The 22,999-nt window shown below is 30.9% G+C and carries 28 protein-coding genes; 15 read left to right on the top strand and 13 right to left on the bottom strand.

Going from position 1 to position 22,999, the window contains the following annotated elements:
* Nucleotides 1-4: 4 nt before the first annotated feature.
* Together DFQ07_RS09820 and DFQ07_RS09825 are read left to right on the top strand one after the other, a co-directional pair.
* Nucleotides 5-700 (top strand): pseudouridine synthase, encoded by a 696-nt coding sequence (locus DFQ07_RS09820; protein ID WP_133536327.1) that lies wholly within the window; start codon nucleotides 5-7, stop codon nucleotides 698-700.
* Between the two features lie 165 nt (nucleotides 701-865).
* Entirely contained in the window at nucleotides 866-1,723 is an 858-nt protein-coding gene (locus tag DFQ07_RS09825; protein WP_133536329.1) for a neutral zinc metallopeptidase, read from the top strand.
* Nucleotides 1,724-1,827: 104 nt separating this feature from the next.
* Here DFQ07_RS09825 and DFQ07_RS09830 read toward each other — a convergent pair whose 3' ends face one another.
* The 5 genes from DFQ07_RS09830 to glmM form a co-directional block, all read right to left on the bottom strand.
* The gene (locus DFQ07_RS09830) at nucleotides 1,828-2,307 is read right to left on the bottom strand and encodes an Lrp/AsnC family transcriptional regulator (protein ID WP_133536331.1); all 480 of its coding nucleotides are present in this window, start codon (nucleotides 2,305-2,307) and stop codon (nucleotides 1,828-1,830) included.
* An 83-nt stretch (nucleotides 2,308-2,390) separates the two neighbouring features.
* Nucleotides 2,391-3,446, bottom strand: coding sequence for a M14 family zinc carboxypeptidase (locus DFQ07_RS09835; RefSeq protein ID WP_133536333.1), 1,056 nt, complete (start codon nucleotides 3,444-3,446; stop codon nucleotides 2,391-2,393).
* 1 nt (nucleotide 3,447) lies between these two features.
* Nucleotides 3,448-4,914, bottom strand: coding sequence for an aminotransferase class V-fold PLP-dependent enzyme (locus tag DFQ07_RS09840; RefSeq protein WP_133536335.1), 1,467 nt, complete (start codon nucleotides 4,912-4,914; stop codon nucleotides 3,448-3,450).
* Between the two features lie 94 nt (nucleotides 4,915-5,008).
* Nucleotides 5,009-5,824 carry a hypothetical protein gene (locus DFQ07_RS09845; protein ID WP_133536778.1) on the bottom strand — a complete coding sequence of 272 codons (816 nt, stop codon included), beginning with the start codon at nucleotides 5,822-5,824 and terminating at the stop codon, nucleotides 5,009-5,011.
* A gap of 31 nt (nucleotides 5,825-5,855) precedes the next feature.
* Nucleotides 5,856-7,250, bottom strand: a complete 1,395-nt coding sequence (gene glmM, locus DFQ07_RS09850; RefSeq protein WP_133536337.1) for a phosphoglucosamine mutase — start codon at nucleotides 7,248-7,250, stop codon at nucleotides 5,856-5,858.
* Nucleotides 7,251-7,372: 122 nt separating this feature from the next.
* Between glmM and DFQ07_RS09855 the strand changes: the two genes are divergently transcribed.
* Together DFQ07_RS09855 and DFQ07_RS09860 are read left to right on the top strand one after the other, a co-directional pair.
* On the top strand, nucleotides 7,373-7,894 hold the full coding sequence (locus tag DFQ07_RS09855; protein WP_133536339.1) for a zinc ribbon domain-containing protein: 522 nt from the start codon (nucleotides 7,373-7,375) through the stop codon (nucleotides 7,892-7,894).
* Nucleotide 7,895: 1 nt separating this feature from the next.
* Complete coding sequence (locus tag DFQ07_RS09860; protein ID WP_133536341.1) at nucleotides 7,896-8,621, top strand: CPBP family intramembrane glutamic endopeptidase; 726 nt, start codon at nucleotides 7,896-7,898, stop codon at nucleotides 8,619-8,621.
* A 57-nt stretch (nucleotides 8,622-8,678) separates the two neighbouring features.
* On the opposite strand, the gene rpsA is transcribed toward DFQ07_RS09860, so the two are convergent.
* The 7 genes from rpsA to DFQ07_RS09895 all read right to left on the bottom strand — a co-directional run bounded on the left by rpsA (nucleotide 8,679) and on the right by DFQ07_RS09895 (nucleotide 15,090).
* Nucleotides 8,679-10,448, bottom strand: coding sequence for a 30S ribosomal protein S1 (rpsA, locus tag DFQ07_RS09865; protein ID WP_133536343.1), 1,770 nt, complete (start codon nucleotides 10,446-10,448; stop codon nucleotides 8,679-8,681).
* Nucleotides 10,449-10,690: 242 nt separating this feature from the next.
* Entirely contained in the window at nucleotides 10,691-11,275 is a 585-nt protein-coding gene (locus tag DFQ07_RS09870; protein WP_133536345.1) for a hypothetical protein, read from the bottom strand.
* 185 nt (nucleotides 11,276-11,460) lie between these two features.
* Nucleotides 11,461-12,066 (bottom strand): IMPACT family protein, encoded by a 606-nt coding sequence (locus DFQ07_RS09875; protein WP_133536780.1) that lies wholly within the window; start codon nucleotides 12,064-12,066, stop codon nucleotides 11,461-11,463.
* Nucleotides 12,067-12,074: 8 nt separating this feature from the next.
* A complete protein-coding gene (locus DFQ07_RS09880; protein WP_133536347.1) occupies nucleotides 12,075-12,938 on the bottom strand; it encodes an EamA family transporter in 864 nt (287 codons plus the stop codon).
* Complete coding sequence (locus tag DFQ07_RS09885) at nucleotides 12,935-13,546, bottom strand: HAD-IA family hydrolase (RefSeq protein WP_133536349.1); 612 nt, start codon at nucleotides 13,544-13,546, stop codon at nucleotides 12,935-12,937. The genes DFQ07_RS09880 and DFQ07_RS09885 overlap by 4 nt, the downstream gene beginning before the upstream one ends.
* Nucleotides 13,539-14,621, bottom strand: coding sequence for a bifunctional diaminohydroxyphosphoribosylaminopyrimidine deaminase/5-amino-6-(5-phosphoribosylamino)uracil reductase RibD (ribD, locus tag DFQ07_RS09890; RefSeq protein WP_133536351.1), 1,083 nt, complete (start codon nucleotides 14,619-14,621; stop codon nucleotides 13,539-13,541). The genes DFQ07_RS09885 and ribD overlap by 8 nt, the downstream gene beginning before the upstream one ends.
* A gap of 4 nt (nucleotides 14,622-14,625) precedes the next feature.
* Nucleotides 14,626-15,090, bottom strand: coding sequence for an LEA type 2 family protein (locus DFQ07_RS09895; RefSeq protein ID WP_133536353.1), 465 nt, complete (start codon nucleotides 15,088-15,090; stop codon nucleotides 14,626-14,628).
* A 52-nt stretch (nucleotides 15,091-15,142) separates the two neighbouring features.
* On the opposite strand from DFQ07_RS09895, the gene DFQ07_RS09900 reads away from it, so the two are divergent.
* The 5 genes from DFQ07_RS09900 to DFQ07_RS09920 all read left to right on the top strand — a co-directional run bounded on the left by DFQ07_RS09900 (nucleotide 15,143) and on the right by DFQ07_RS09920 (nucleotide 17,705).
* The gene (locus DFQ07_RS09900; protein WP_133536355.1) at nucleotides 15,143-15,634 is read left to right on the top strand and encodes a GNAT family N-acetyltransferase; all 492 of its coding nucleotides are present in this window, start codon (nucleotides 15,143-15,145) and stop codon (nucleotides 15,632-15,634) included.
* Between the two features lie 25 nt (nucleotides 15,635-15,659).
* A complete protein-coding gene (gene prmC, locus DFQ07_RS09905; protein WP_133536357.1) occupies nucleotides 15,660-16,517 on the top strand; it encodes a peptide chain release factor N(5)-glutamine methyltransferase in 858 nt (285 codons plus the stop codon).
* Between the two features lie 178 nt (nucleotides 16,518-16,695).
* On the top strand, nucleotides 16,696-17,037 hold the full coding sequence (locus DFQ07_RS09910) for a roadblock/LC7 domain-containing protein (protein WP_133536359.1): 342 nt from the start codon (nucleotides 16,696-16,698) through the stop codon (nucleotides 17,035-17,037).
* A gap of 31 nt (nucleotides 17,038-17,068) precedes the next feature.
* A complete protein-coding gene (locus DFQ07_RS09915; protein WP_133536361.1) occupies nucleotides 17,069-17,443 on the top strand; it encodes a hypothetical protein in 375 nt (124 codons plus the stop codon).
* Nucleotides 17,430-17,705: a hypothetical protein gene (locus DFQ07_RS09920; protein WP_133536363.1), complete on the top strand. Its 276-nt coding sequence runs from the start codon at nucleotides 17,430-17,432 to the stop codon at nucleotides 17,703-17,705. Before DFQ07_RS09915 ends, DFQ07_RS09920 begins: the two co-directional genes overlap by 14 nt.
* A 38-nt stretch (nucleotides 17,706-17,743) precedes the next feature.
* Here the strand turns inward: DFQ07_RS09920 and pdxR are convergent, their stop codons facing one another.
* Nucleotides 17,744-19,231 (bottom strand): MocR-like pyridoxine biosynthesis transcription factor PdxR, encoded by a 1,488-nt coding sequence (pdxR, locus tag DFQ07_RS09925; protein WP_133536365.1) that lies wholly within the window; start codon nucleotides 19,229-19,231, stop codon nucleotides 17,744-17,746.
* A gap of 82 nt (nucleotides 19,232-19,313) precedes the next feature.
* Between pdxR and DFQ07_RS09930 the strand changes: the two genes are divergently transcribed.
* From DFQ07_RS09930 to DFQ07_RS09955, 6 genes are all read left to right on the top strand, one after another.
* Nucleotides 19,314-19,832, top strand: a complete 519-nt coding sequence (locus tag DFQ07_RS09930; RefSeq protein ID WP_133536367.1) for a DinB family protein — start codon at nucleotides 19,314-19,316, stop codon at nucleotides 19,830-19,832.
* 27 nt (nucleotides 19,833-19,859) lie between these two features.
* Nucleotides 19,860-20,477, top strand: a complete 618-nt coding sequence (locus DFQ07_RS09935) for an FMN-binding negative transcriptional regulator (RefSeq protein WP_133536369.1) — start codon at nucleotides 19,860-19,862, stop codon at nucleotides 20,475-20,477.
* Entirely contained in the window at nucleotides 20,478-20,768 is a 291-nt protein-coding gene (locus tag DFQ07_RS09940) for a DUF1272 domain-containing protein (RefSeq protein ID WP_133536371.1), read from the top strand.
* A gap of 1 nt (nucleotide 20,769) precedes the next feature.
* Nucleotides 20,770-21,336: a GNAT family N-acetyltransferase gene (locus DFQ07_RS09945; protein WP_133536373.1), complete on the top strand. Its 567-nt coding sequence runs from the start codon at nucleotides 20,770-20,772 to the stop codon at nucleotides 21,334-21,336.
* On the top strand, nucleotides 21,305-21,964 hold the full coding sequence (locus DFQ07_RS09950; RefSeq protein WP_133536375.1) for a pyridoxamine 5'-phosphate oxidase family protein: 660 nt from the start codon (nucleotides 21,305-21,307) through the stop codon (nucleotides 21,962-21,964). Before DFQ07_RS09945 ends, DFQ07_RS09950 begins: the two co-directional genes overlap by 32 nt.
* A gap of 87 nt (nucleotides 21,965-22,051) precedes the next feature.
* The gene (locus DFQ07_RS09955) at nucleotides 22,052-22,969 is read left to right on the top strand and encodes an ATP-grasp domain-containing protein (RefSeq protein WP_133536377.1); all 918 of its coding nucleotides are present in this window, start codon (nucleotides 22,052-22,054) and stop codon (nucleotides 22,967-22,969) included.
* The last annotated feature ends 30 nt before the right edge of the window (nucleotides 22,970-22,999 follow it).

Raw genomic sequence — 22,999 nt, forward strand, 5'->3', positions numbered from 1 at the left:
AGTAATGAGTGTAGATATTCTTTATGAAGATGATTTTATTCTTTGTGTATCAAAACCGAATAACATAGTAGTACACCACGCACATCATTCTAGAAATGTAGTCGAAGAAGATTCGTTATTACAAATATTACAACGACAGTTTAATCAAAAAATGTATCCCATACATCGTCTTGATAGAAAAACATCTGGAATTATATTACTAGCAAAAGAAAGCGGTTTTGTAGCAAAGTTTCAAGAATTGTTTACAAACAATCAAATACAAAAAACGTATTATGGTATTGTTAGAGGGCATGCTCCAGAAACCAAGGTTATCGATTCTCCAGTAAAAGGAAGAGATGCTAATGTATATAAAGATGCAGAAACACATTTGTGTACGATAAAAACAGTTATAGTTGATATTCCGGTAAAACCATATGATACTTCTAGGTATAGTTTGGTAAAACTGCAGCCAAAAACAGGAAGATTGCATCAGTTGCGTATTCATATGAATAAAATAAGTCACCCATTAATTGGTGATCCAAAGTATGGAGATAAAAATCACAATACGATGTTTATTGAAAATTTTAACTGTGAAAATCTTTTTTTGCATGCGTATTCTTTGGAGTTTGTACATCCGTATTCAAATGAAAAAACAGAGATTATTGCTGATTTTCCTGACGATTGGAAAATTATTTTTAATGAATTTAATTGGAGTTTATAAGAGATTAATTAGTTAACACTCTGTACTTCTACTCTATTTACAGAATATTAACAAGTAAGTAAAAACTGTTAATATTTAAACATCGCAAAATATTTTCGTTTTTTTAACGATTTGTTAATGGATTGCTTAATTAATTAACTTTTCATTATAATTTAATTTAAGAAAATGAAAAATTTAAAACCCTTCATCTTAGCAATTACGGCATCAATGTTAATGGTTAGCTGTAGTGACAACGAAACCAATACTATTGACGACGCAAATGCTAAATTATTTGCATCCCATTCTCATGAAACATGTAGCTATATTGATAGTTACTGGGGATCAAATGCTTACATTAGTTCTACGATTGTAAATCAATCGGAAACTAATTTTATTAAAAACCAGAATGTAAAAATAGCTGACGTTTTTAACATCAGTACTATTCCATTATATTTTGCAAAAGGTTCTGGTACTGCCAATGCCATTTCTTATGGTAGTGGATACATTATTTATGGAGAAGAATTATACAACATGGCTCTAAGCCAAGGAGGTAGAATTTCTTGTGCCATGGTACAAGCCCACGAAGTTGGTCACCAATTACAGTATCAAAACAATTTACCTACAAGAAGAGAAAGTACAGCAAGAGCTACTGAATTAGAGGCAGATGGTTTTGCAGGATACTACATTAAAAAACCTAATGGTTATAATGCTACTTGGACTCAAGCTTCAGCAGCTTATAATTTTGCAGCTTCAATCGGAGACTATAACACAACTAGTTCAGGACACCACGGTACTCCTGCTCAACGTCGTTCTGCTTTCCGTTTAGGGTATTTATTAGGAGATTATAATTTGAGTGTAAGTAGTTTTGATTACAATTTCTTTTACTATTATGATAATTATGTATTGCCTGGAGCTTTGCGCCAACACTTAGAAAAGCCAGCTGATATTGATGAAGATTTACATAACTTTATCTTATCAAAAATGGAAGAGTTGAGAAAAATTAATTCTGGAGAAATTTCAGAAGAAGAATTTGAAAAACTATAAAAATCAATAACTAAAACGAAAAATAAAAGTTAAGTTAATTAATAAGCAATAAAAAAGGGTTACAAATTTTGTAACCCTTTTAATTTTATATGCTATGATTAAGATTAAATATCTTTAAATATAGCATGCATTAAGCGTTTTTTATCATTGATACTTTCTTCAAGAGCAATCATAGTTTCTGTTCTGTTTACTCCATGAATATCATCTATTTTATAAATGATATTTTTAGCATCATTAGTATTGCGAGCTCTTAGCTTACAGAAGATGTTATATTTTCCTGCAGTAACATAAGCTACAGTTACATTAGGGATTAATCTTAAGTTATCTAAAACATGTTGAGTCATTGATGTTTTTTCTAAAAAAACTCCTACATGAGCGATAAACGAATACCCCATTTTTTCATAGTTCAAGGTTAAAGTAGACCCCTGAATAATTCCTTCGTCTTCCATCTTTTTTACACGTACATGAATAGTACCTGCAGACACTAATAATTTTTTTGCAATGTCTGTAAAAGGTGTACGAGCATTCTCTATTAAAATGTCTAAAATTTGATGATCAATTTCATCGAGTATGAACTTCTTCATTATTTTTGTTTTCTTCAAGTAATATTGCTAAAATATAGTTTTTTTCTAAAAAAAATAAGTTTTATTTAAGGAAAAAAGAATTTTTAACTGTTTTTTATGAATTCTTTATGAGCTAAAAATAAAGATAGATCCCCTTCCTTTTCTTTGTTTAAAACCAGTGCAAATTTACCATTTTCTACACTTTCTGCATACTGAAAAGCGACATCTTTTTGATTATTTTTTGAACGATAAATCACATCGTAGAAGTTCTTGATATTGTTAGGAATAGAGAAATATTCTTGATAATTTTTAAAATTTTCGTTGATAGAAATATGGTGTATTCCCTGTAATAACGCGTAAAAATTATATTTTCTTACTACTTCTCTGTCGTAATCATCGGCAAAATGACCCGCTTCAATTAAAATGGTATTATGCCCTAGTTTTTGAAAATTATCTCCTGTAGCAGTAGGATAAAATTCGTCTGTATAACGACCTACTTGGTTAGGTATCATTTTTTGCAGTAATTCATTCATAGAAATGATTACATTCATGGTTTCTTTTCTTCCTTCTGTAATTTTTCGAGTTTCTTCTTCCGAAGGTGCTAAAAAAGATATTGTTGCAGGATTGGTTGTGCCATTTACTCCAAAAATGGTTCTTTGATCATGTAAATTGAAACAAAATACTGGATTAAATTCATCTAAAACCTTACGTAATAGTTTACTTTCTTTCGCTTCTTTTGCTACGGCATCTCTATTTAAGTCTACATCATTAGCATTTACTCGAGTATATGCTTGTGCTCCATCAGGATTTAACATAGGAATAATTGTAATGGTACAATTATCTAAAATTGTTCGAGTAATCTCGTGATTAGGAAAGTGTTGTACAAAATTTAAAAAATCAAAGACAGCTTTGGTTCCTGTACTCTCATTTCCATGCATTTGACTCCAAATAAGGACTTTTTTTGGGCCCTTACCTAGTTTTAACTGATAAATAGCTCTCCCCTCTTCTGATTCTCCAATTACTGTTGTTTGAAGTCCAGATTCTTTCAATTTCATATACAAAGGCTCTATATCTGCTAAGGTTATCCACCTACCAGATATAGAGTTTTCTTTAAATTTTGTATAGTTATCCTCTAAAAAGGAAGTGCTTATGTGTTTCATATTATAATAAAAACCAATCAGCTACGAGTTGTTTTTCAATAGGTTCTACCGTTTTGTGAACATAATCGTTTTTAGCCATGTCGTATTGATAGTCTTTTGCCCATTCTTCAATATTATCGGCTAATGTTCTTAACGAATCGCAAATGAATTCTACTTCTTCATTAGTAATTGTTGGATGTACAGACAAACGTACCCAACCTGGTTTTTCGGTATTACAACCTTCTAAAATCTGTCCTTTTATTTCGTTTGATCTGGTTTGATCTACATTTAATAAGAAGTGTCCGTAAGTTCCTGCACAAGAACAACCGCCTCTGGTTTGAATACCAAAACGATCGTTTAATAATTTTACAACTAAATTGAAATGGTATTTTTCAAAGTAAAAAGAAAAAATACTCAAACGATCTTTATGATTTGGAGCCAAGATTTGTACCCCTTCTAAACTTTCTAAACAATTAAAAATAACAGGATTTATCTCATCTTCACGTTCCTTTATTTTATCAGTGCCCATTTGGTCTTTTACCTGAATGCACAAAGCTATTTTTATAGTTTGTAAAAAAGCAGGTGTACCTCCATCTTCACGGGTTTCTACATCATCAAAATAATCGTGTTGTCCCCAAGGATTGGTATAACTTACAGTCCCTCCTCCTGGGTTGTCAGGAACCATGTTTTTGTATAACTTCTTATTAAAAATTAATACTCCTGAACTTCCTGGTCCTCCTAAAAATTTATGAGGAGAAAAGAAAATAGCATCTAAATATTCATCTTCATTTTCAGGATGCATGTCGATATCAACATACGGAGCAGAACAAGCAAAATCTACAAAACACAACCCACCATATTTGTGAATTAATGAAGCTACTTTGTGATAGTCGGTTTTTATACCCGTTACATTAGATCCGGCTACAATTGAAGCAATTTTAATAGGTCTATCCAAATACTGTTTGATAGTTTCTTCAAACTTATCTAAACATACTAAACCTTCATCGTTACATGGTACAACTACAACATCAGCTATGGTTTCTATCCATGATGTTTGGTTAGAATGGTGTTCCATATGGCTAACGAACACAATAGGTCGTTTTTCATCAGGAACTTGTGTATTCTCTTTTAAGTTTTCTGAAACTTTTAAGCCTAAAATACGTTGAAATTTGTTAACAACTCCTGTCATACCAGAACCTTCAGTAATTAACACATCATCTGCCGATGCATTTACGTGGCGTTTGATAATGTTACGAGCTTCATGATAAGCTAAAGTCATGGCAGCTCCTGAAGTAGAAGTTTCAGTATGTGTATTGGCAACAAAAGGACCAAACTTATTTAAAAGCTGTTCTTCTATTGGGCGATATAATCTTCCACTAGCAGTCCAATCGGTATATATCATTTTCTTTTCACCGTAGGGTGTTTGGAAAGTTTGGTTTATACCTACAATATTTTTTCTAAATTTTTCAAAATACTGTTCTAATTCCATAGTTTAAGTAGTTGTTTGTGGTGCTAAAATTAGCAGTATACCATTAAGTAACCCAAAATAATTACAATATTAACGTATTTATAACATTTGTGTATTACAACCTGAATTTACCTCCTAATAAAATAGTGTTTTCTAAGAAGTAAAAACTTTGAGAAGCCTTATCAGCTGGGTTGTATGTTGTTTTTATATCAGACATATATATGTAGCCTCCTTTTAAATCTGCTTGAACATAAAAATGCTTTAAAAAAGCGATGTTTACACCTGCAGCTATTGAGGTTCCGTAACCTGATAAATGAAACTCATCATGTCTTTCCATACCTAATAAAGTAGTATTTGTTCTAGGATATAAAACACCAAGACCAAGACCTTCGGTTAAGTTGATTTGTAAGTTTTCTAAATTTAACCCAAACCAGTGACTTACATCGTCAAAACGTTTTACTTCTACATTTACGTAGTTTAAACCATCCGTATGCTCAAAACGTAAGAAATCAGCCGCTAAATTGATTGTTTCATTGTTATAATTACCATCATAAGTACTTCCTGTACTTATATATCCATCAATCTTTACATCTTGATCAGCAATCATTACATATTTCATATGATCTACACCAATAGAAACTGTATAATTTTCTTTAAAGAAATATCCTATTCTATAGTTGTTTTGAGGTATGGTAACTCTACTTGGATTAAAGTAATCGTTAAAAGAGAATTTTGTTTGTCTATCTTGAGCTTTTACATTGTATAAAGTGAAATCGTAATTTTCTCCTTTAAAGTGAATGTCTGAGTCAGTGTAACTAGCCCAGTTCCATCCCCAAACTACAAAGAATTTTCCTTTATTGGTTACTTTTTTCTTTTGAACGATTTCTTCGTTTTTATCCTGTGCTACAATTGATGCTGAAGCTATTAGCATCAATAAACTTACGATTTTTAATTTCAAGAGGTTATTGTATTATTTGTTCTATTTCAGTGATAAATCTTTCTGCTAAAGTATCTGCGTTTTCTTGGCTTGTACTTTCTGTATAAATTCTAATAATTGGTTCTGTATTCGATTTGCGTAAGTGTACCCATTCTTCTGCAAAATCTATTTTCACACCATCAATCGTATTTACATCTTCATTTTTGTAGTTATTAGCCATGGTTTCTAAAATCTTATCGACATCTATTTGTGGTGTCAACTGGATTTTATTTTTGCTCATAAAATAACTTGGATATGAGTCTCTTAATTCTTTACACGACATTTTTTTGTGTGCTAAGTGTGATAAAAATAAAGCTACACCTACTAACGAATCACGTCCGTAATGAGATTCTGGATAAATGATTCCTCCATTTCCTTCTCCTCCAATTACCGTATTGGTATCTTTCATCATTTGAACAACGTTCACTTCTCCTACTGCACTTGCCGTATAGGTTCCGCCATGTTTTTCGGTAATATCTCGTAAGGCTCTTGAAGACGATAAATTAGAAACGGTGTTTCCTCCTCCTAATTGCCCTAATACATAATCGGCACAAGCAACCAATGTGTATTCTTCACCAAACATAGAGCCATCTTCAGAGATCAATGCTAAACGATCTACATCTGGATCTACCACTATACCTAAATCAGCTTTTTTCTTTACTACTAATTCAGAAATATCAGTCAAATGCTCTTTTAAAGGCTCTGGATTGTGAGGAAAGTGTCCGTTAGGTTCACAATACAACTCTATACATTTTACCCCTAGCTCTTTTAATAAAGCAGGAATAGCAATTCCTCCAGTTGAATTTACACCATCTACCACTACTTTAAATTTCGCTTTTTTAATGGCTTTTTTATCAACTAAATCAAGGTTTAAAACTTCTTTGATGTGCTTTTTTATGTAGTTTTTCTTTTTTCTATATAAGCCTAAATCGTCAACTTCAGCAAACTCAATAGTCGCATCATTTTCTGCAATTTTTAATATTTCTGCCCCGTCTTCGCCGTTTAAAAACTCTCCTTTTTCATTTAATAATTTTAAAGCATTCCATTGTTTAGGATTGTGAGAAGCAGTTAAGATAATACCTCCATCAGCTTTTTCTAAAGGAACAGCTACTTCAACAGTAGGTGTTGTAGATAAACCTAAGTCAATCACATTAATTCCTAATCCGACTAAAGTATTAGCCACTAAGTTACTTATCATTTTCCCCGAAATACGGGCATCTCTACCAATAACGATGTTTATTTTTTCTTTTTCGGAGTTTTTATTTTTAATAAAAGTTCCGTAAGCTGCTGCGAATTTTACAGCATCTATAGGAGTCAAATTATCACCTGTATTTCCGCCTATGGTACCTCTAATACCTGATATAGATTTAATAAGTGTCATGTTCTTTTTTATTAGACAGCAAATATAAAATTTATGATTCACTTGGTTACTACGAACTTTTAAATACCTTCAAAATATTAATTTCAAAAAGATATATTTGCAGCGTTATATAAAAATGTATTATGGAAAATAAAATTGAAAAAGATGTTATGAATTGCTCTTTTTGTAAAGAGCAAATTGAAAAAGAAGTTGTTTTTTGTTCAAATTGTGGACATCCAGAAAATGGGACAGACAAAGAGAGAGCTCAGTTTTTTGCAAAAAGAGCAATGGAAAAAAGCAAGAATATTGATGCAGGTGAAAAAATTAAGTCTGCTAGGAATACCTTATTTGTTCTATGTGGAATTATGATTGTATATGGTTTTATTTATTATTATTCTACAAAAAGTATTCTTGATTTAGGAGTGAATTTTTTTGTTGCTTTAATTTATTTAGCCTTAGCCTTTTGGTCTGAAAAAAAACCTTTCATTGCTTTATTATCAGGACTATTATTGTACCTAACACTAATAATAATTTCAGCTATTATTGACCCTACATCGATAGTTAAGGGAATACTTTGGAAATTTCTTATCATTTCATACATAGGTAAAGGATTATATTCAGCTTTTGATTTACAAAAGGTTAAAACTGTAAACCCTAACTTGTAGAATGAATCAATGTGGAAACTGTAAAAAAAGATATGAAACTAATGTAAATTTTTGTTCTACTTGTGGAAATCAATTATTAGAAAAGAAAAGTAATGTAATAGATTTTATTATAGCTTTTTATGTATCTATAATTGTATTTATAGGGCTATCTTTTTTTATTTATGATGGTTATAAAGAAAATATTTGGGTTGAAATTCTAGTAGAGAGTTTATTTATCTCTTTAGTTATTGGTTTTTCTTTAGTAAGGAGAAAGGAGATGTTACAGTTATATAAATTTCCTAAAATTAATAAGGGCCTTTTATCTCTGTATATTTTAGTAACTATAGTCAATTCTTTTTTAGTTTATTATGGAGTTGAGTTTGTTAATAGTTTTATTAATGATGTTTCTTTAAATTCCTATGAAAGTTATTTATATTTAGATTACCCATTTTTATGGGCTTTAATATTTATAGCGATACTTCCACCGATATTTGAAGAACTTGCTTTTAGAGGTTTTTTATTTAATTTATTAACCGAAGTAACATCGGTTAAATCAACAATAATAGCAACTTCTTTGTTGTTTGCTCTGGTGCATTTTTCATTTATATCCTTAATTTGGATTTTTCCTTTTGGTTTGTTTTTAGGCTATTTAAGGTTTAAATATGATTCTTTATGGTTACCTATGCTAATTCATTTTATACATAACCTCTGTGTTTTACTAGTTGATTATTATGTTTTTAATTCATAAAAAAAACCGTTAAACTTTACAGCTTAACGGTTTTTAATTTTTAAGAAGTTGTTAGGATTATTTTCCTTCCATTTTCTTCTTTAATTCAGCTAATCCACCGATATCTCCTAAAGTAGTTTTTTCTACTTCTTGAGCTTTAGCAGCAGCTGCTTTAATGTTCTTTTGCTCTTCTTCTCTAAAGATAGATGTGTGAGAAGCAACAATTCTACGGTACTCTTTACTAAACTCAGTTACTTGGAACTTAGCCTCGTCACCTTTAGTTAATTTACCTCCGTCTTCTTTTTCTAAGAAACGAGTTGGAGCGAAAGCTTCAACACCATCAGCAAATACTACAGTTGCACCTTTATCATTTTTCTCTTTAATAGTACCTTCGTGGATAGATCCGATAGCATACGTAGCTTCGTGAGCATCCCAAGGGTTATCTTGAGTTTGCTTGTGACCTAAGTTTAACTTACGGTTTTCTACGTCTAACTCTAATACTTGTACTTCTAATTGATCACCTACAGTTACGAAATCTGATGGATGCTTAATTTTCTTAGTCCAAGATAAATCAGAGATATATACTAATCCGTCGATACCTTCTTCTAACTCTACGAATACACCAAAGTTAGTGTAGTTACGTACAGTACCAGTGTGAGTAGAACCTACAGGGTATTTAGAAGTAATGTCTGTCCATGGATCTGGGTGTAATTGCTTCATACCTAAAGACATTTTACGCTCTTCGCGATCTAATGTTAAGATTTGAGCTTCTACTTCGTCACCAACTTTTACGAAATCTTGTGCAGAACGTAAGTGAGTTGACCAAGACATTTCAGATACGTGAATTAATCCTTCTACTCCTTCTTCAACCTCTACAAATGCACCATAATCAGCTAAAACAACTACTTTACCTTTTACTTTATCACCAACTTTTAAGTTAGCATCTAAAGCTTCCCATGGGTGAGCAGATAATTGTTTTAAACCTAATTGAATTCTTGACTTGTTATCATCAAAGTCTAAGATTACAACGTTTAATTTTTGATCTAATTCAACAACTTCGTTCGGGTGGTTAATACGAGACCAAGATAAATCAGTAATGTGAATTAATCCGTCAACACCTCCTAAGTCAACAAATACACCATAAGAAGTTACGTTTTTAACAACTCCTTCTAATACTTGTCCTTTTTCTAATTGACCGATAATTTCACGTTTTTGATCTTCTAAATCAGCTTCGATTAACGCTTTATGAGATACTACTACGTTCTTAAATTCGTGGTTGATTTTCACAACTTTGAATTCCATAGTTTTTTCTACATATTGATCGTAGTCACGGATAGGCTTCACATCGATTTGAGAACCTGGTAAGAATGCTTCAATACCAAATACGTCAACGATCATACCTCCACGAGTTCTACACTTAACAAAACCGTTAACGATTTCACCAGTTTCGTGTGCGTTGTTAACACGATCCCAAGCTTTGATTACACGTGCTTTTTTGTGAGATAATACTAATTGACCAGATGAATCTTCTCTTTTGTCAACTAATACTTCTACTTTGTCTCCAACAGCTAAATTTGGGTTGTAACGGAATTCGTTTAACGAAATTACACCCTCTGACTTAGAGTTGATGTCGATAATAGCATCACGATCAGTAATACGTACTACTTCACCTTCGATAACATCGCGCTCGTTTACGAACCCTACAGTACCTTCTAAGGCAGTTTCAAATTCTTTTAATTTAGACTCATCAACTTCATCAATACCTTCTTCGTATTTATGCCAGTTAAAGGTTGCTAAAAATTCTGCTGGATTTACAGCTTCTGCTGTGTTTTTTGTTTCTTCAGACATGTCTGAAATAAGTTTTGTATCTTTTTGTTAACCAGATTTTTAACGATACTAACGCCAAGAGAAATTAAACTTAATAAATATAATTTTTAACCTTTTTTAAATCTGTACTCGTAAAAAGGCGTGCAAATTTACGAATAATTCTTGAAGTAACCTAAAATGTTTTGGTTTTTAGAGGGTTATGCAGGTTTTAGTTAGTGGTTAACTTGATAAGTGTTACAAAAAGAGTAAAATTATGTCATAAATTATAAACAACTCATGTTAGAGATACCTCTAAACATTCTATTAAAGTCTCCATGATCTGTTGTATATCTATAATGTTTTTTTGTGTTTTCATTGACAAGTCTTACGAAAACAAAACATTCTTTAAAATAAGGTAAAATAAATTTTTTAAATTTTTTCTGATCTCTTTTATGATTCCAAGAGATTTTTATCTTCTTTTCGACAAACTTACCTGTTGTTTTATCTTTAACATAAGCATAATGAAAACCTGCCTCAAAATATTGTGTTAAAAGGTACTTGTCATTTTGTATAATTACTTCATGTAATCTACGGAACCCAAACATAGAACCTATTTTCATATTAATATATTTTTTTTCTCCATCTACCAACTCTTTTAATCTCGATTGAGCAATCTTTTTTAACTTACCTTCTTTATTGTGGTAATGTAAATAATATCCTCCATAACCATAATCCCCTTCTATATTAGTTTTATTAGTAGTGTTTTTATACATAATGGTTTTAATCCCATCATTGTCTATAAAATATGTTTCTTGAGAGAATACATTGTAACAAATAAAAAGTAGGAAGAATAAAATTGTCTTTTTCATATTTTTAAAATTTTAGGAGGCAATATTAATAAAAAATCCTCTATTTTTATTAATACCATAAATCAATTAAAAATGATTTTAATCATCTTTCAAAAATCGTTAATGTTTATGGTGTTTTCTTTAAATAAAGCCACATTTAGGGTGTTGAAAATTTTATGCAAGCAAATAGAGTTACTTAAACATACTTATTCTATTTCCTTAATCTCCACCTTAAACAAATTATCAAAAATTTCAAAAATACTCTCAGCTTCTTTTTTACGAACAGAAATAGTGTATTCGCAGTCTAATTCTAATTTTTGATTGATAATATCTAAGCTTCGTTCTTTTATAATACGCTGAACTTTATTCATCATATCGTAGCCAAACTTTAACTGATAATGTATATCTATAGTTTTCTCTATAATCTCAGAAGCTTCTAAAGCAAGTTGTGCAGAAGATCTATAAGCATTAATCAACCCTCCTACTCCTAATTTGGTGCCTCCAAAATAACGTACTGATACAATTAAAATATTGGTTACGTCAAAAGCTTGTATTTGTCCGTAAATTGGTTGTCCTGCTGAATTACTAGGTTCTCCATCATCATTGGCACGAAAACGAATCTTTTCGGTTCCTAACTGCCACGCGTAACAATGATGACGTGCAGTGTGGTGTAGTTTACGGAGTTCTTCTAGTCGTTCTTTAATATCATCTTCAGAAAACACAGGAAAAGCATAACCGAAAAATTTACTGTTTCGATCTTTAAAAAGGGTTTCTCCTGAAGGTTTTATAATTGTTTTGTAAGTGTCTTTCATCTCATTCATCACGCCGAAACTACTAATAAAATACTAATTATAGCGAGTCCAATACCAATCCAGTTTTTTTTGATGAGTTTTTCTTTGAAAAATAAAAGGGCAAAAACGGTCGTTAAAATTACTACAGAAACATTATTTATAGTAAAGACAGAAGAACTCTCTAAGCCTTCAGTTTGTAATGCTTTTAATAAGAATTCCATTGAGTAATAATTCGGAATTCCTAAGGCTATTCCACCGATAATACTCATCCAGTGAAACTTAAATTTTTTATCTAAAAGTTGAATAATTACAAAAAAACTTCCGAAGATAAAAGCGCATCCAAAAATAGTGGCGAGGAAAAACGGAACAGCTTCTGCAGCAACATAGTTTGTTTCTACATATTTTAAAAGTGTATCAATACTTCCTGAACCTAAAAAAAGTAATAAAGGAAATAGTAAATTCTTAAATTTCACAGGAGAAGTATCGCTTTTTGCAGAGGATAAATACACGGCAATTAAAGCGAGTATAATTCCGATAACCTTCACGAATCCAATGCTTTCATTGTATAAGAACATTCCTACTACAACAGGGATTACTACAGACATTTTTCCTGCTACAGAGGCAACAGATAAACCATTTTTTTGAGCGGTAATTCCCATAACATTAAATACGGTAATAAATAAAAAGCCTAAACAAATAGCTCCAAAAAACCACGATTGTTGTGGAATGTCTGGTACTGTAATTGTTGCTTCAGAATTTAGGAGACCCAAAGATAATGCAATAGCGTAGTTGATAACAATTGCATGTATCGTATTGATTTTAAAAACATCAAATAATTTAAAAACAACAAAAAGTAAACTAGATATTAAAACGCTTAATGCTAAGTATATCATTTTGCAAACTCTTTTCGTTTTAGTAAATCAACTATATCTTCAGTTTGTGGACAATTATTCCATACCTGTATGCCCAATTGTTGTGCAGCATTAGTATTTTCTCTGGTATCATCAATAAAATAAGTTTCAGAAGCTTGTAGATTGTTTTCGCTTAACACAAACTCAAAGATATCTGTGTTTGGTTTTCTAAAATTAATTTCATGTGATAAATAAAATTGCTCGAAGCAATTTTTAAATTCACTATACAACTCCATTCCCCAGTCGTTTTGAATCCATGAAATATGTAAATCGTTAGTATTACTTAATAAAAACAATCGGTATTGATTGCTTTTTGCTAATTCTTTTAAGAAATCAAAACGATGTTTTGGAAAATCTAACAAAATTGCGTTCCAAGCAAAAACTAAATCTTCTTTGGGTATTTTAAACTTATTGAAAAAGAACTCTATAAATTCATTGGTAGAGATTAATCCCATTTCATACTGAAAATATTGATGCATCATCTCTTCGCTAATTTCAGTAACTCCAAGTTTTGCAAGTTCTTTGTACGTTGCTTCTTTATCTAAATTGATGAATACATCACCAAAATCAAAAATGATGTTTTTAATCATTTCTATATATTCTTAAAATATCGTTATTTATTTTTTCTTCGGAAAAAAGCTTAGCATTAAAACTAGGGCGCTTCACTCCTGCTCCAAAATTTACATCACCAATAAACACTCTGGCTTCGTCCCATAAACTTGCATTAATAAATGTTAGCAAGGTTTGTGCGCCTCCTTCAATAATTACTGATTGAATATGGTGTTTGTGTAAAACTTTGCAGATTTGTTCCGCTACTCGGGAAGAAAAATCGATTTGTTCGTAAATGAGTCCATGAGATTTCTCACTATCGTTCGGAATGACATCTACAATTTCTCCTCTCTTTTCTCTTTTCTCTTTTGTTTCAAAAAGAACTATTGTTTTAACTTTTCCGTCTAGAACAGTTGCTGTTGGAGGGATTTTTAAATCTTTATCTATAACAATTCTGATAGGATGATTCCCTGACCAACTACGAACCGTTAATGAAGGATTGTCAGCAATCACAGTATTGGTTCCTACTAAAATAGCATGCTCTTCACTTCGCCATTTATGAACTAACTGCTGAGAATAAGTATTAGAAATCCACACAGGTTTTTGTTCATCTTTGGTCAAAGGAGCTATAAATCTATCTTTGGTTTCTGCCCACTTTAAAATTATATACGGGCGTTTTTTGTTTTGAACAGTAAAAAAGCGTTTATGATGTTCTTTGCAAGCTTCATCATAAATACCTACAACTACATTTATACCAGCCTTTTTAAGACGTTCAATACCTTTGCCAGCTACCAAATTATTAGTGTCTATAGAGCCAATTACTACATTCGGAATTCCTTTTTCAATAATTAAATCAGCACAAGGAGGTGTTTTTCCGTGGTGAGAACAAGGTTCTAGAGTTACATAAATAGTAGCTTCTTTTAATAATTCTTGACTTTTAACTGAATTGATAGCATTTACTTCAGCATGAGGGCCGCCATAAGGAGAGGTAAATCCTTCTCCAATAATTTTGTTATTATACACAATTACTGCGCCTACTGATGGATTAGGACGTGTTGTCCCAATTCCGTTTTTAGCCAGTTGTATGCAACGTTGTATGTACTTTTCGTGATTCAAATTGTTAGAATTTTATTTTTACATCTTCAACTTGATCAATCGGATAGATATGTGAGAACCCCAAAACTTTATATCTTATATCACCTTTAAAATGGACTTTTAAACTCTGGTTTAAGAGTGAGGAAAGAAGTCCGCCTAAAACACCGTTTTTATTATTTTCAAAAACTCTTTTAGCTGGGATAACTACTTTTAAAGGAATAGAAAATTCTTTACGAGCAGGAACTTTAAACTCTTCAGAAGATACCTGAGCTACTTGTACTTGATTTACCAAAACTTTAATTTCGTCAGTCGCAATTTTACCACCAATATCATTAGGGTTTTTAAAGTAGGCATTTGCCCCCACTCTAATAGTATCGGTAGTGGCTGATAAAAGCTTTATATCGTCAACTTTTAAGAAGATTGGTTTTTGTTTTACAGAACAACTAAAGATGAATATTAAAAAAGATAAAAAATAAATTATTTTCTTCATGAAAACTCTCGTTTTTTTAGGTAATTTGCTTTAGCAAAAGTACTATATTCCTATGATACCAACAGATTTTATTATTAGAGAAATTCAACCACAAGATAATGCAGAGATAGCCAAAGTTATTCGTAATGTGTTAATCGAATTTGGAGTGCCAAAAGTAGGGACTGCTTATGAGGATAAAGCTACAGATGAGATGTATGAAACCTATCAAAAAGAAAAAGCGGGGTATTTTGTTGTTGAACATAAAGGTACAATAGTTGGAGGAGCTGGTTTTTCTGCCTTAGATAATTTTGAAGGGAATGTATGTGAATTACAAAAAATGTACTTTTTACCCATTGCTAGAGGAAAAGGTTTGGGAGGTAAGTTAATTAATTTTTGTTTAACTAAAGCAAAAGAACAAGGCTTTGAACAATGCTATTTAGAAACAATGCCTTATATGGAAGCTGCAAGAGCATTATACAAGAAAAATGGATTTGTAAATCTAGATAAGCCAATAGGAAACACAGGGCATTATTCATGTAATGTGTGGATGATTAAAGATTTATAAATTCAAAGAAAAAGTATAGAGACAGATGCAGTTAAAACAATATAGGGTGTATTTTACTAAACAATTAGAAAATACATATCCTCAAACAGAAATAGATACTTTTTTCTTTTTAGTAATTGAAGAGTATTTGAGCTTACAGAGAATAGACTTGGTTTTACAACCAACTTTTGAAATTCCTTCAGATAAAATTAAATTATTAGATGAAGTTTTGGTTAGGTTACAAAAAGAGGAGCCTATTCAGTATATACTTGGAAAAACAGAATTCTACGGACTTCCCTTTTATGTAAATTCAAATACATTGATACCAAGACCAGAAACAGAAGAATTGGTTGAATGGATTATTAAAGAGATTGAAGTTATTGATAGAAAGAAACTGTTATCTATTTTAGATATAGGAACTGGTACAGGTTGCATCCCTATTAGTTTAAAAAAATACTTACCGAGCGCTAACGTTAGTGCTATAGATGTCTCAGAAGAAGCACTAAGAGTGGCCAAACAAAACGCTGTGTTAAACAATGTAGAAGTCTCTTTTATTCATCTAGATATTTTACAAACAGAAAACTTGTCTGAACAGTTCGATGTTATCGTTTCTAACCCTCCTTATGTACGTGAATTAGAAAAAGTAGAGATTAAAAATAATGTTTTAAAAAATGAGCCGCATTTAGCGTTGTTTGTTGAAGATAATAATCCGTTACTTTTTTATAAAAAAATAGCAGATTTAGCTAAAAAACAGTTAACTAAAAACGGAGTGCTCTTTTTTGAAATCAATCAATATTTAGGTAAGGAAACTGTTGAAATGTTAAAAGGTAAAGGTTTTACAAAAATTGAACTCCGGAAAGATTTATTCGGGAATGATAGAATGATTAAAGCTTGTTTTAGTTAAGTAATTTAGAGTTTTGAATAGTGTGAAACATTATTTTTTATATTTTAATTATATAGTTAATTTTTAGTTTAGTTAGTAATTTTTTAACATTAAATTTAAAGTTCTTAAGGTGTTTATATGGAAGAAATATTTTTTTTTCAAAACTTAAAAAGTTATATTAGCAGAAAGAACTTGAAAAGTGGAATTAAAAAAATTACTAGAAGAAACTAAAACAAAAGCTATCTATCTTATCGATAATAAAGGAAAGGTGATTGACTTTTTTTGCCCAGAAGAAAGTGAGTTGTCTGAAATTAAAGATAAAATTGCTGCATTTGGTGCAGTGGTGTTTAATGTAGGGAGTAATTTTCTTAATCTATTTTTTCAAACTGAGCTTAATGAGGTTAAATTAAAAGCAAAAAACGAAACCCTATTGTTTTTTAAGTATAATGAATTTCTGTTGTGTTTTGTAACAGATAAAGAAACTAATATTGGGCTTATAAACCTTATGGTGAAAAAGCAAACTAATACTATTAAAACTTAACTTAATTATTAACCACTAACACTTAAATCTTATGGAAAAAATCCTAACCTCTCTAATTAAAAATGTAAAAGAAAATGTACCAGGGTACATTGCAATTAGTGTAGCAGAAATTGCTTCAGGAGAATCTTTAGCTTCAGACTCTGTAGATACCACCTTCGACCCTGCTTTGGCAAGTGCTTATAATGTAGAAATTATAAATGCTAAACGTAAGGCAATAGAAGTTTTAGGCTTAGATGAAAATATTAGTGATATTCATTTTAAACTTGACAATCATATTCATGTTATTGATATGTCTCCAAGTGGTGAGTATTTTATTTACTTAGCGGTAGATTCTAACAGGGCAAATTTAGCACTTACTAGAACTATGCTAAATAAGTATAAAAAAGAACTGAATGAAGTATTATAAGGCTTTAAATTTAAAAGAAATTGGAATCGATAATGAGGTTCTACAATTGTTAGAAAGTTTTCAAGATGAATATAAACTTAAAGTTCTAGCAAATGAATCTGTTATTGATGATGAACAAATAGCTGATAGTTCTAATGAACAAGATTTAAAAATGGCTATTTATGATTTCTTTTTTGAACCTAAATTTGATAGTGTTTTTGATTTGGTAAACTTTAAAAAAATGAAGTTTGGCAACTCAAAAAATAATCAAGATCAAGAATAGTCTTTAATCTTCTTAAGGTTAGAAAAGCCCATGATTGTTTAATCATGGGCTTTTTTAATGGTGTTTAATGTGGTTTTTAATTTTTGTATCAAAGCGATAATTTCTGTTTCATTATAACTAGCAAAACCTACTCGTATAGCATTATGATTTAAGTTTGCCAAATCGTAACGCTTCCAATCCCCTATTTCTAACAGGTGTTTTTTAGCTTCGATAGTAACATCTTTCCAAGAGTACTTTTTGTTTAATTGTAACCATACTGCCATCCCTCCTTTAGGAATTTCAAACTCAAAATAATCTTTTAATTCTTCATTTAATAATTTACAAAACAAATCACGACGCTGTTGGTATACTTTTATAATTTTACGAATATGTCTATCCAAATCTCCAGATTTAATAAACTCAGAAAATGTTAGTTCTAATAAAGCATCTCCTTGCCTATCAACAAAACCTCTTAACTTGGAAGCTTCCGTAACAAAATCTTCAGTAGCAATCAAATATCCAATTCTAAAAACAGGAGCTACTGTTTTACAGATAGAGCCAATATAAATCACATTCCCATTAGAATCATGACTTGCTAAAGGTAATATTGGAGCGTGATTGTAGTTAAAGTCATAATCATAATCGTCTTCAATAATTGCAAAATTATATTTTTGCGCAAGATTTAATAAATGAATTCTTCTCTCTGCTGATAGCGTTACCGTTGAAGGATGATGATGATGTGAGGTTGTATAAACAGCTTTTATACGTTGCTTTTTACATAATTCTTCAATTTCGTTAACAACTAAACCATTGTTATCAACAGTAATTCTTTTAATCTGCGCATTTTGATGTATAAAAGTAATATCAGCAGATGAGTAATTAGTTTCTCCTACCACAATAATATCGTCGGGTTGTATAAGTAGTTGAGAAGATAGCCACATACCCATTTGACTTCCTCGAGTAATTAGAATATTTTCTTTTGTAATTTTTAAACCTCTTGAAGTATTTAAGTATTCAGCTAGAGTTTCTCTTAGTTGTGTATTTCCATAAGTAGAAGTATAATCTAAGTATTTGTAGATTGTTTTCTTTGAAGCAATTCTTCGGTAGATTCTTGCAATTTCATTTGTTGGTGTAAGTCTAGTATCAGATGTTCCGTCGTTAAGGTAAATAACCCCTTCCTTTCTATTTGTATCCTTTATAGGAAAGCGGTCATTTTTATAAAATATAAAACCTGCTTTTTGTTTTAGAGTATTGTTAATTTTCGAAGTAAAATCTAATTGCTGAATTATAGGTAGGTTCGTATTTACGAAAGTGCCTTTTTTAGGAATACTTTCTACCCAGCCTTGTAACAGTAATTCTTCGTAACAGGCTACAACCGTTTTTCGATGAATTTTAAGTAAATCGGCCAGTGCTCTTGAACTTGTTAATTTAGTTCCAGGGGTTAGTTTTCCTTCACTCATCAATATTATAAATTGATTTGCAAGTTGCAGGTATATAGGTTCTTTTGAGTTCTTATCAATCTTTAAGGTTGTTTTGTAAGGAAACATCTGGACTATTTATTATTTTAATTCTGGACGATTATTATAGTCCATAAATGTACTATTTTTGAGTAATAAAACTATACGAAAAATGATAAAACAAGATTTAAAACAAGTTGAATTTAATGAATACTATAGCGGATATTTGAATAAATTACCCGATACTCTTTCGCTAATTAAAGGTTACGAAAAAGGTAAAAAAGATGTAATTGATTTTTTCACTTCTATTCCAGAAGAAAAATTAACATATCGATACCTGCCAGAAAAATGGAGTATTAAAGAGGTTTTTCAGCATTTGATAGATACAGAGCGTGTTTTTATGTATAGATGCTTTAGAATTGCTCGTAAAGATGCTACTCCTCTTTCGGGGTTTAATCAAGATACATACATTACCCCTTCAAGAGCAGATTATAAATCGTTAGATCAACTAGTCAGTGAATTTGAAATAAATAGAAGTAACTCAATCAGCTTATTGCAAAGTTTATCAGATGAAGATTTGCTGTTTATAGGTAATTCAAACGGTGGAGCAATGTCGGCAAGAGCTGCAGCATTTATTGTGTTGGGACATGATATTTGGCACATTGATATAGTTAAAGAGCGTTATTTATAATTGTTTTTGATATAAAAAATAATAAGGATGCATATACCTTCTATATTTAAATTCGAGGATGATAAGGAGAAAATTGCTTTTATGAAAAAGTATAGTTTTGCAACAATCATCACAAATAAAGGGAGTGTTCCTATTGCAACTCAACTACCATTTGTTGTGAAAGAAGATTCAGGTAAATTGGTATTGTCTGGTCATTTTGGTGTCGCGAATGAACAAGTTAAGTTTATAGAGAATAATACTTCTTTAGTTATTTTTACAGAACCACACGCCTACATTTCTCCTGTTCACTATGAAAAAAATAAAAATGTACCTACTTGGGATTACATTTCCGTGCATGCATACGGAGAAGCTAAAGTTATTCATGACAATGAGAAAAAACTAAGCGCTATTGAAGAAATGATAAACTTCTATGAAAAAGATTATCAAAAGCAATGGAGTGGTTTGCCAGAGGGCTATAAAAATGGAATGCTAAGAGGAATCGTTGCTTTTGAACTTGAAGTAACTGAATTACAAGGGCAACAAAAATTGAGTCAAAATAGAACAGAAAAAGAGATAGAAAGAATAACTGAGCATTTAGAGAATAGTGAAGTGGGAACTGAAAAAGATTTAGCTCAATATATTAAATCAAAAAACTATTACGTATAAATGTTAGAGGTTAGGCCTAATTGTGAACATTGTGGTAAAGATTTACCTAATACTTCTACTGAGGCTATGATTTGCAGTTTTGAGTGCACTTATTGCAAAGAATGCGCTTTAGAAATTTTTGAAAATGTGTGCCCAACGTGTTCGGGAAATTTTGTTTCTAGGCCTATTAGACCTCAAAAGTTTATTGAAAAATACCCAGCATCAACCAAAAGAGTATTTGATAAGAAAAATATAGAAAAAGCTAGGTTGAATTCTGATAAGTATAAAAGTATAGTTCCGGAAAAGCGATAAGATGATTGAAATTAGAACAGCATCAGGAAAAGATATTGAAATCATAGCCTTGTTAGGTAGAGTAACATATTCTGAGTCTCATGGTCATTTCATTGATAATTTTTCAGACTTAGTAAAATATAATGATGAGGCCTTTTCAATACAAAAGACTAAAGAAAATTTATTAGATAAAAATAATATATACTTTATCATGTATGCAGATAGCTTTCCTGTAGGCTATGCAAAACTTGTTTTGCATGCTACAATTGATTGTGTAGCTGCTAAAAATGTATGTAGATTAGAAAGGATATACATACTTAATGAGTTTATTGGGAGGCAAATAGGAAGTAAATTACTTGATGCTTGTATTCAAAAGGCTACACAGCAAAATTTTGATGAGCTTTGGTTAACTACCTATATAAAAAATGATAAAGCTATTCAGTTTTACCAAAAACAAAAGTTTCAAAGAATAGGAAGCTATAATTTTTTAGTAAATGGAAAAGGATATGAGAATATTGTTTTTTCCAAAGAATTAAAAACAAAAAATAGTTCAAATAATGCAAGAGTATTCAAAGTCAAAGCTGAATAGAGTTAAAAGAGGGCAAAATCGAGCTAATTACGATGTAGCTCAAATCAACGCTATTTTAGATTCAGGTTTTATAGGTTTTGTAAGTTATGTTTATAAAGGAAATGCAATTTCTTTACCAATGGCTTACGGAAGAAAAGATGATAAAATATATTTACACAGCTCGCAAGCTAATAGAATGTTGTTGTCACTTTTAGAAGCAGGAGAAATGAGTATGACAGTAATGCTTTTAGATGCATTGGTGTTGGCGCGTTCAGGGTTGCATCATTCAGTTAATTATCGTTCTGCAACATTGTTCGGTACTGTTAAAGTACTTGAAAATGATAAAGAAAAAGAAGAAGCCTTAGAATGTTTTATGGATCATATGATTCCAGGAAGATGGAATGAAATACGTCCAATGCATCAGCATGAACTAGATAGAACTTTAGTTGTTGAGATGACAATTAAAACAGCATCTGCTAAAATTAGAGATGTTGGTGTAAATGATGAACCTGAAGATGAAAGTTTGCCTGTTTGGGCAGGATTGGTACCTTTAAAACAAGTAGCACTCTCTCCTATTTCAGATGAAAAATTAAACAAAGATATTCAAGTGCCAAACCATGTAATTGAGTATTACAATATGCATAAATAAGTATTTTGTAAAAGTGAAATTAACAGTACACTGCAAATATGAATAAAAGGTTGTATGTGTCATTAAAAAATCAATAACAATAAACACATGAAAAAATATGACGTTGTAATTCTTACAGATAAAAGATATATAAAACCTAAAGAGGTTAGTAACTATGTCCAAAATATTTTAGATGAGGATAACCATGTAAAAGTGGCGTTAGAGAAACAAGGATTAACTGTATTAAGGTTGTCTTGGGATGATGCTGATTTTGATTGGAACACAACTAAGTTTGCTTTGTTTAGAACTACTTGGGATTATTTTGATCGTTTTGATGAATTTTCTGAATGGTTGAATAAAGTAAGCAAGCAAACAATTTTATTGAATTCAGAAAACATTATTCGATGGAATATCGACAAGCATTATTTACAAGATTTACAGCAGAATGGAGTTCATATTTGTGAGTCTTATTTTATCGAAAAAGGAACGCAATCAACTTTAAAAGAGCTTTCTATTAAATACGGTTTAAAAGAGTTTGTTTTAAAACCATGTATTTCGGGTGCAGCAAGACACACTTATAAAGTTGATTTAGAAAATTCTGAAATGTATGAAGGTGTTTTTTCTGAGTTAATAGCCCAAGAAGCGATGATATTACAGCCTTTTCAATACAATATTGTTGATAAAGGAGAAATTTCATTGATGGTTATGAATGGGAAATTTACCCATGCGGTCTTAAAAATAGCTAAAAAAGGTGATTTTAGAGTACAAGATGATTTTGGAGGAGCGGTTTATGACTATACCCCTACTGAACAAGAAATAGAATTTGCAGAGAATGCTGTAAAGGCTTGTATAGAAATGCCAATTTATGCGAGAGTTGATGTTTTTACTGACAATAATAATAAGTTAGCTATCGCTGAATTAGAACTGATTGAACCAGAGTTATGGTTTAGAAATTATCCTGAAGCGGCTAATGAGCTTGCAGATGGAATTAAGCAGCTAATTAATCAGAAAGAAAAAGTAGTTTAGGAAAATATAGTGAAGTGTAAAAAAAAGAGC

It is taken from the genome of Tenacibaculum caenipelagi (genome assembly GCF_004363005.1).
Taxonomy (GTDB): domain Bacteria; phylum Bacteroidota; class Bacteroidia; order Flavobacteriales; family Flavobacteriaceae; genus Polaribacter; species Polaribacter caenipelagi.

What these genes read in the sequence shown, in the direction of transcription:
- DFQ07_RS09820 (WP_133536327.1), top strand. Translation starts at nt 5, where the DNA reads ATGAGTGTAGATATTCTTTATGAAGATGATTTTATTCTTTGTGTATCA.
- DFQ07_RS09825 (WP_133536329.1), top strand. Translation starts at nt 866, where the DNA reads ATGAAAAATTTAAAACCCTTCATCTTAGCAATTACGGCATCAATGTTA.
- DFQ07_RS09830 (WP_133536331.1), bottom strand. Translation starts at nt 2,307, where the DNA reads ATGAAGAAGTTCATACTCGATGAAATTGATCATCAAATTTTAGACATT.
- DFQ07_RS09835 (WP_133536333.1), bottom strand. Translation starts at nt 3,446, where the DNA reads ATGAAACACATAAGCACTTCCTTTTTAGAGGATAACTATACAAAATTT.
- DFQ07_RS09840 (WP_133536335.1), bottom strand. Translation starts at nt 4,914, where the DNA reads ATGGAATTAGAACAGTATTTTGAAAAATTTAGAAAAAATATTGTAGGT.
- DFQ07_RS09845 (WP_133536778.1), bottom strand. Translation starts at nt 5,824, where the DNA reads ATGCTAATAGCTTCAGCATCAATTGTAGCACAGGATAAAAACGAAGAA.
- glmM (WP_133536337.1), bottom strand. Translation starts at nt 7,250, where the DNA reads ATGACACTTATTAAATCTATATCAGGTATTAGAGGTACCATAGGCGGA.
- DFQ07_RS09855 (WP_133536339.1), top strand. Translation starts at nt 7,373, where the DNA reads ATGGAAAATAAAATTGAAAAAGATGTTATGAATTGCTCTTTTTGTAAA.
- DFQ07_RS09860 (WP_133536341.1), top strand. Translation starts at nt 7,896, where the DNA reads ATGAATCAATGTGGAAACTGTAAAAAAAGATATGAAACTAATGTAAAT.
- rpsA (WP_133536343.1), bottom strand. Translation starts at nt 10,448, where the DNA reads ATGTCTGAAGAAACAAAAAACACAGCAGAAGCTGTAAATCCAGCAGAA.
- DFQ07_RS09870 (WP_133536345.1), bottom strand. Translation starts at nt 11,275, where the DNA reads ATGAAAAAGACAATTTTATTCTTCCTACTTTTTATTTGTTACAATGTA.
- DFQ07_RS09875 (WP_133536780.1), bottom strand. Translation starts at nt 12,066, where the DNA reads ATGAAAGACACTTACAAAACAATTATAAAACCTTCAGGAGAAACCCTT.
- DFQ07_RS09880 (WP_133536347.1), bottom strand. Translation starts at nt 12,938, where the DNA reads ATGATATACTTAGCATTAAGCGTTTTAATATCTAGTTTACTTTTTGTT.
- DFQ07_RS09885 (WP_133536349.1), bottom strand. Translation starts at nt 13,546, where the DNA reads ATGATTAAAAACATCATTTTTGATTTTGGTGATGTATTCATCAATTTA.
- DFQ07_RS09895 (WP_133536353.1), bottom strand. Translation starts at nt 15,090, where the DNA reads ATGAAGAAAATAATTTATTTTTTATCTTTTTTAATATTCATCTTTAGT.
- DFQ07_RS09900 (WP_133536355.1), top strand. Translation starts at nt 15,143, where the DNA reads ATGATACCAACAGATTTTATTATTAGAGAAATTCAACCACAAGATAAT.
- prmC (WP_133536357.1), top strand. Translation starts at nt 15,660, where the DNA reads ATGCAGTTAAAACAATATAGGGTGTATTTTACTAAACAATTAGAAAAT.
- DFQ07_RS09915 (WP_133536361.1), top strand. Translation starts at nt 17,069, where the DNA reads ATGGAAAAAATCCTAACCTCTCTAATTAAAAATGTAAAAGAAAATGTA.
- DFQ07_RS09920 (WP_133536363.1), top strand. Translation starts at nt 17,430, where the DNA reads ATGAAGTATTATAAGGCTTTAAATTTAAAAGAAATTGGAATCGATAAT.
- pdxR (WP_133536365.1), bottom strand. Translation starts at nt 19,231, where the DNA reads ATGTTTCCTTACAAAACAACCTTAAAGATTGATAAGAACTCAAAAGAA.
- DFQ07_RS09930 (WP_133536367.1), top strand. Translation starts at nt 19,314, where the DNA reads ATGATAAAACAAGATTTAAAACAAGTTGAATTTAATGAATACTATAGC.
- DFQ07_RS09935 (WP_133536369.1), top strand. Translation starts at nt 19,860, where the DNA reads ATGCATATACCTTCTATATTTAAATTCGAGGATGATAAGGAGAAAATT.
- DFQ07_RS09940 (WP_133536371.1), top strand. Translation starts at nt 20,478, where the DNA reads ATGTTAGAGGTTAGGCCTAATTGTGAACATTGTGGTAAAGATTTACCT.
- DFQ07_RS09945 (WP_133536373.1), top strand. Translation starts at nt 20,770, where the DNA reads ATGATTGAAATTAGAACAGCATCAGGAAAAGATATTGAAATCATAGCC.
- DFQ07_RS09950 (WP_133536375.1), top strand. Translation starts at nt 21,305, where the DNA reads ATGCAAGAGTATTCAAAGTCAAAGCTGAATAGAGTTAAAAGAGGGCAA.
- DFQ07_RS09955 (WP_133536377.1), top strand. Translation starts at nt 22,052, where the DNA reads ATGAAAAAATATGACGTTGTAATTCTTACAGATAAAAGATATATAAAA.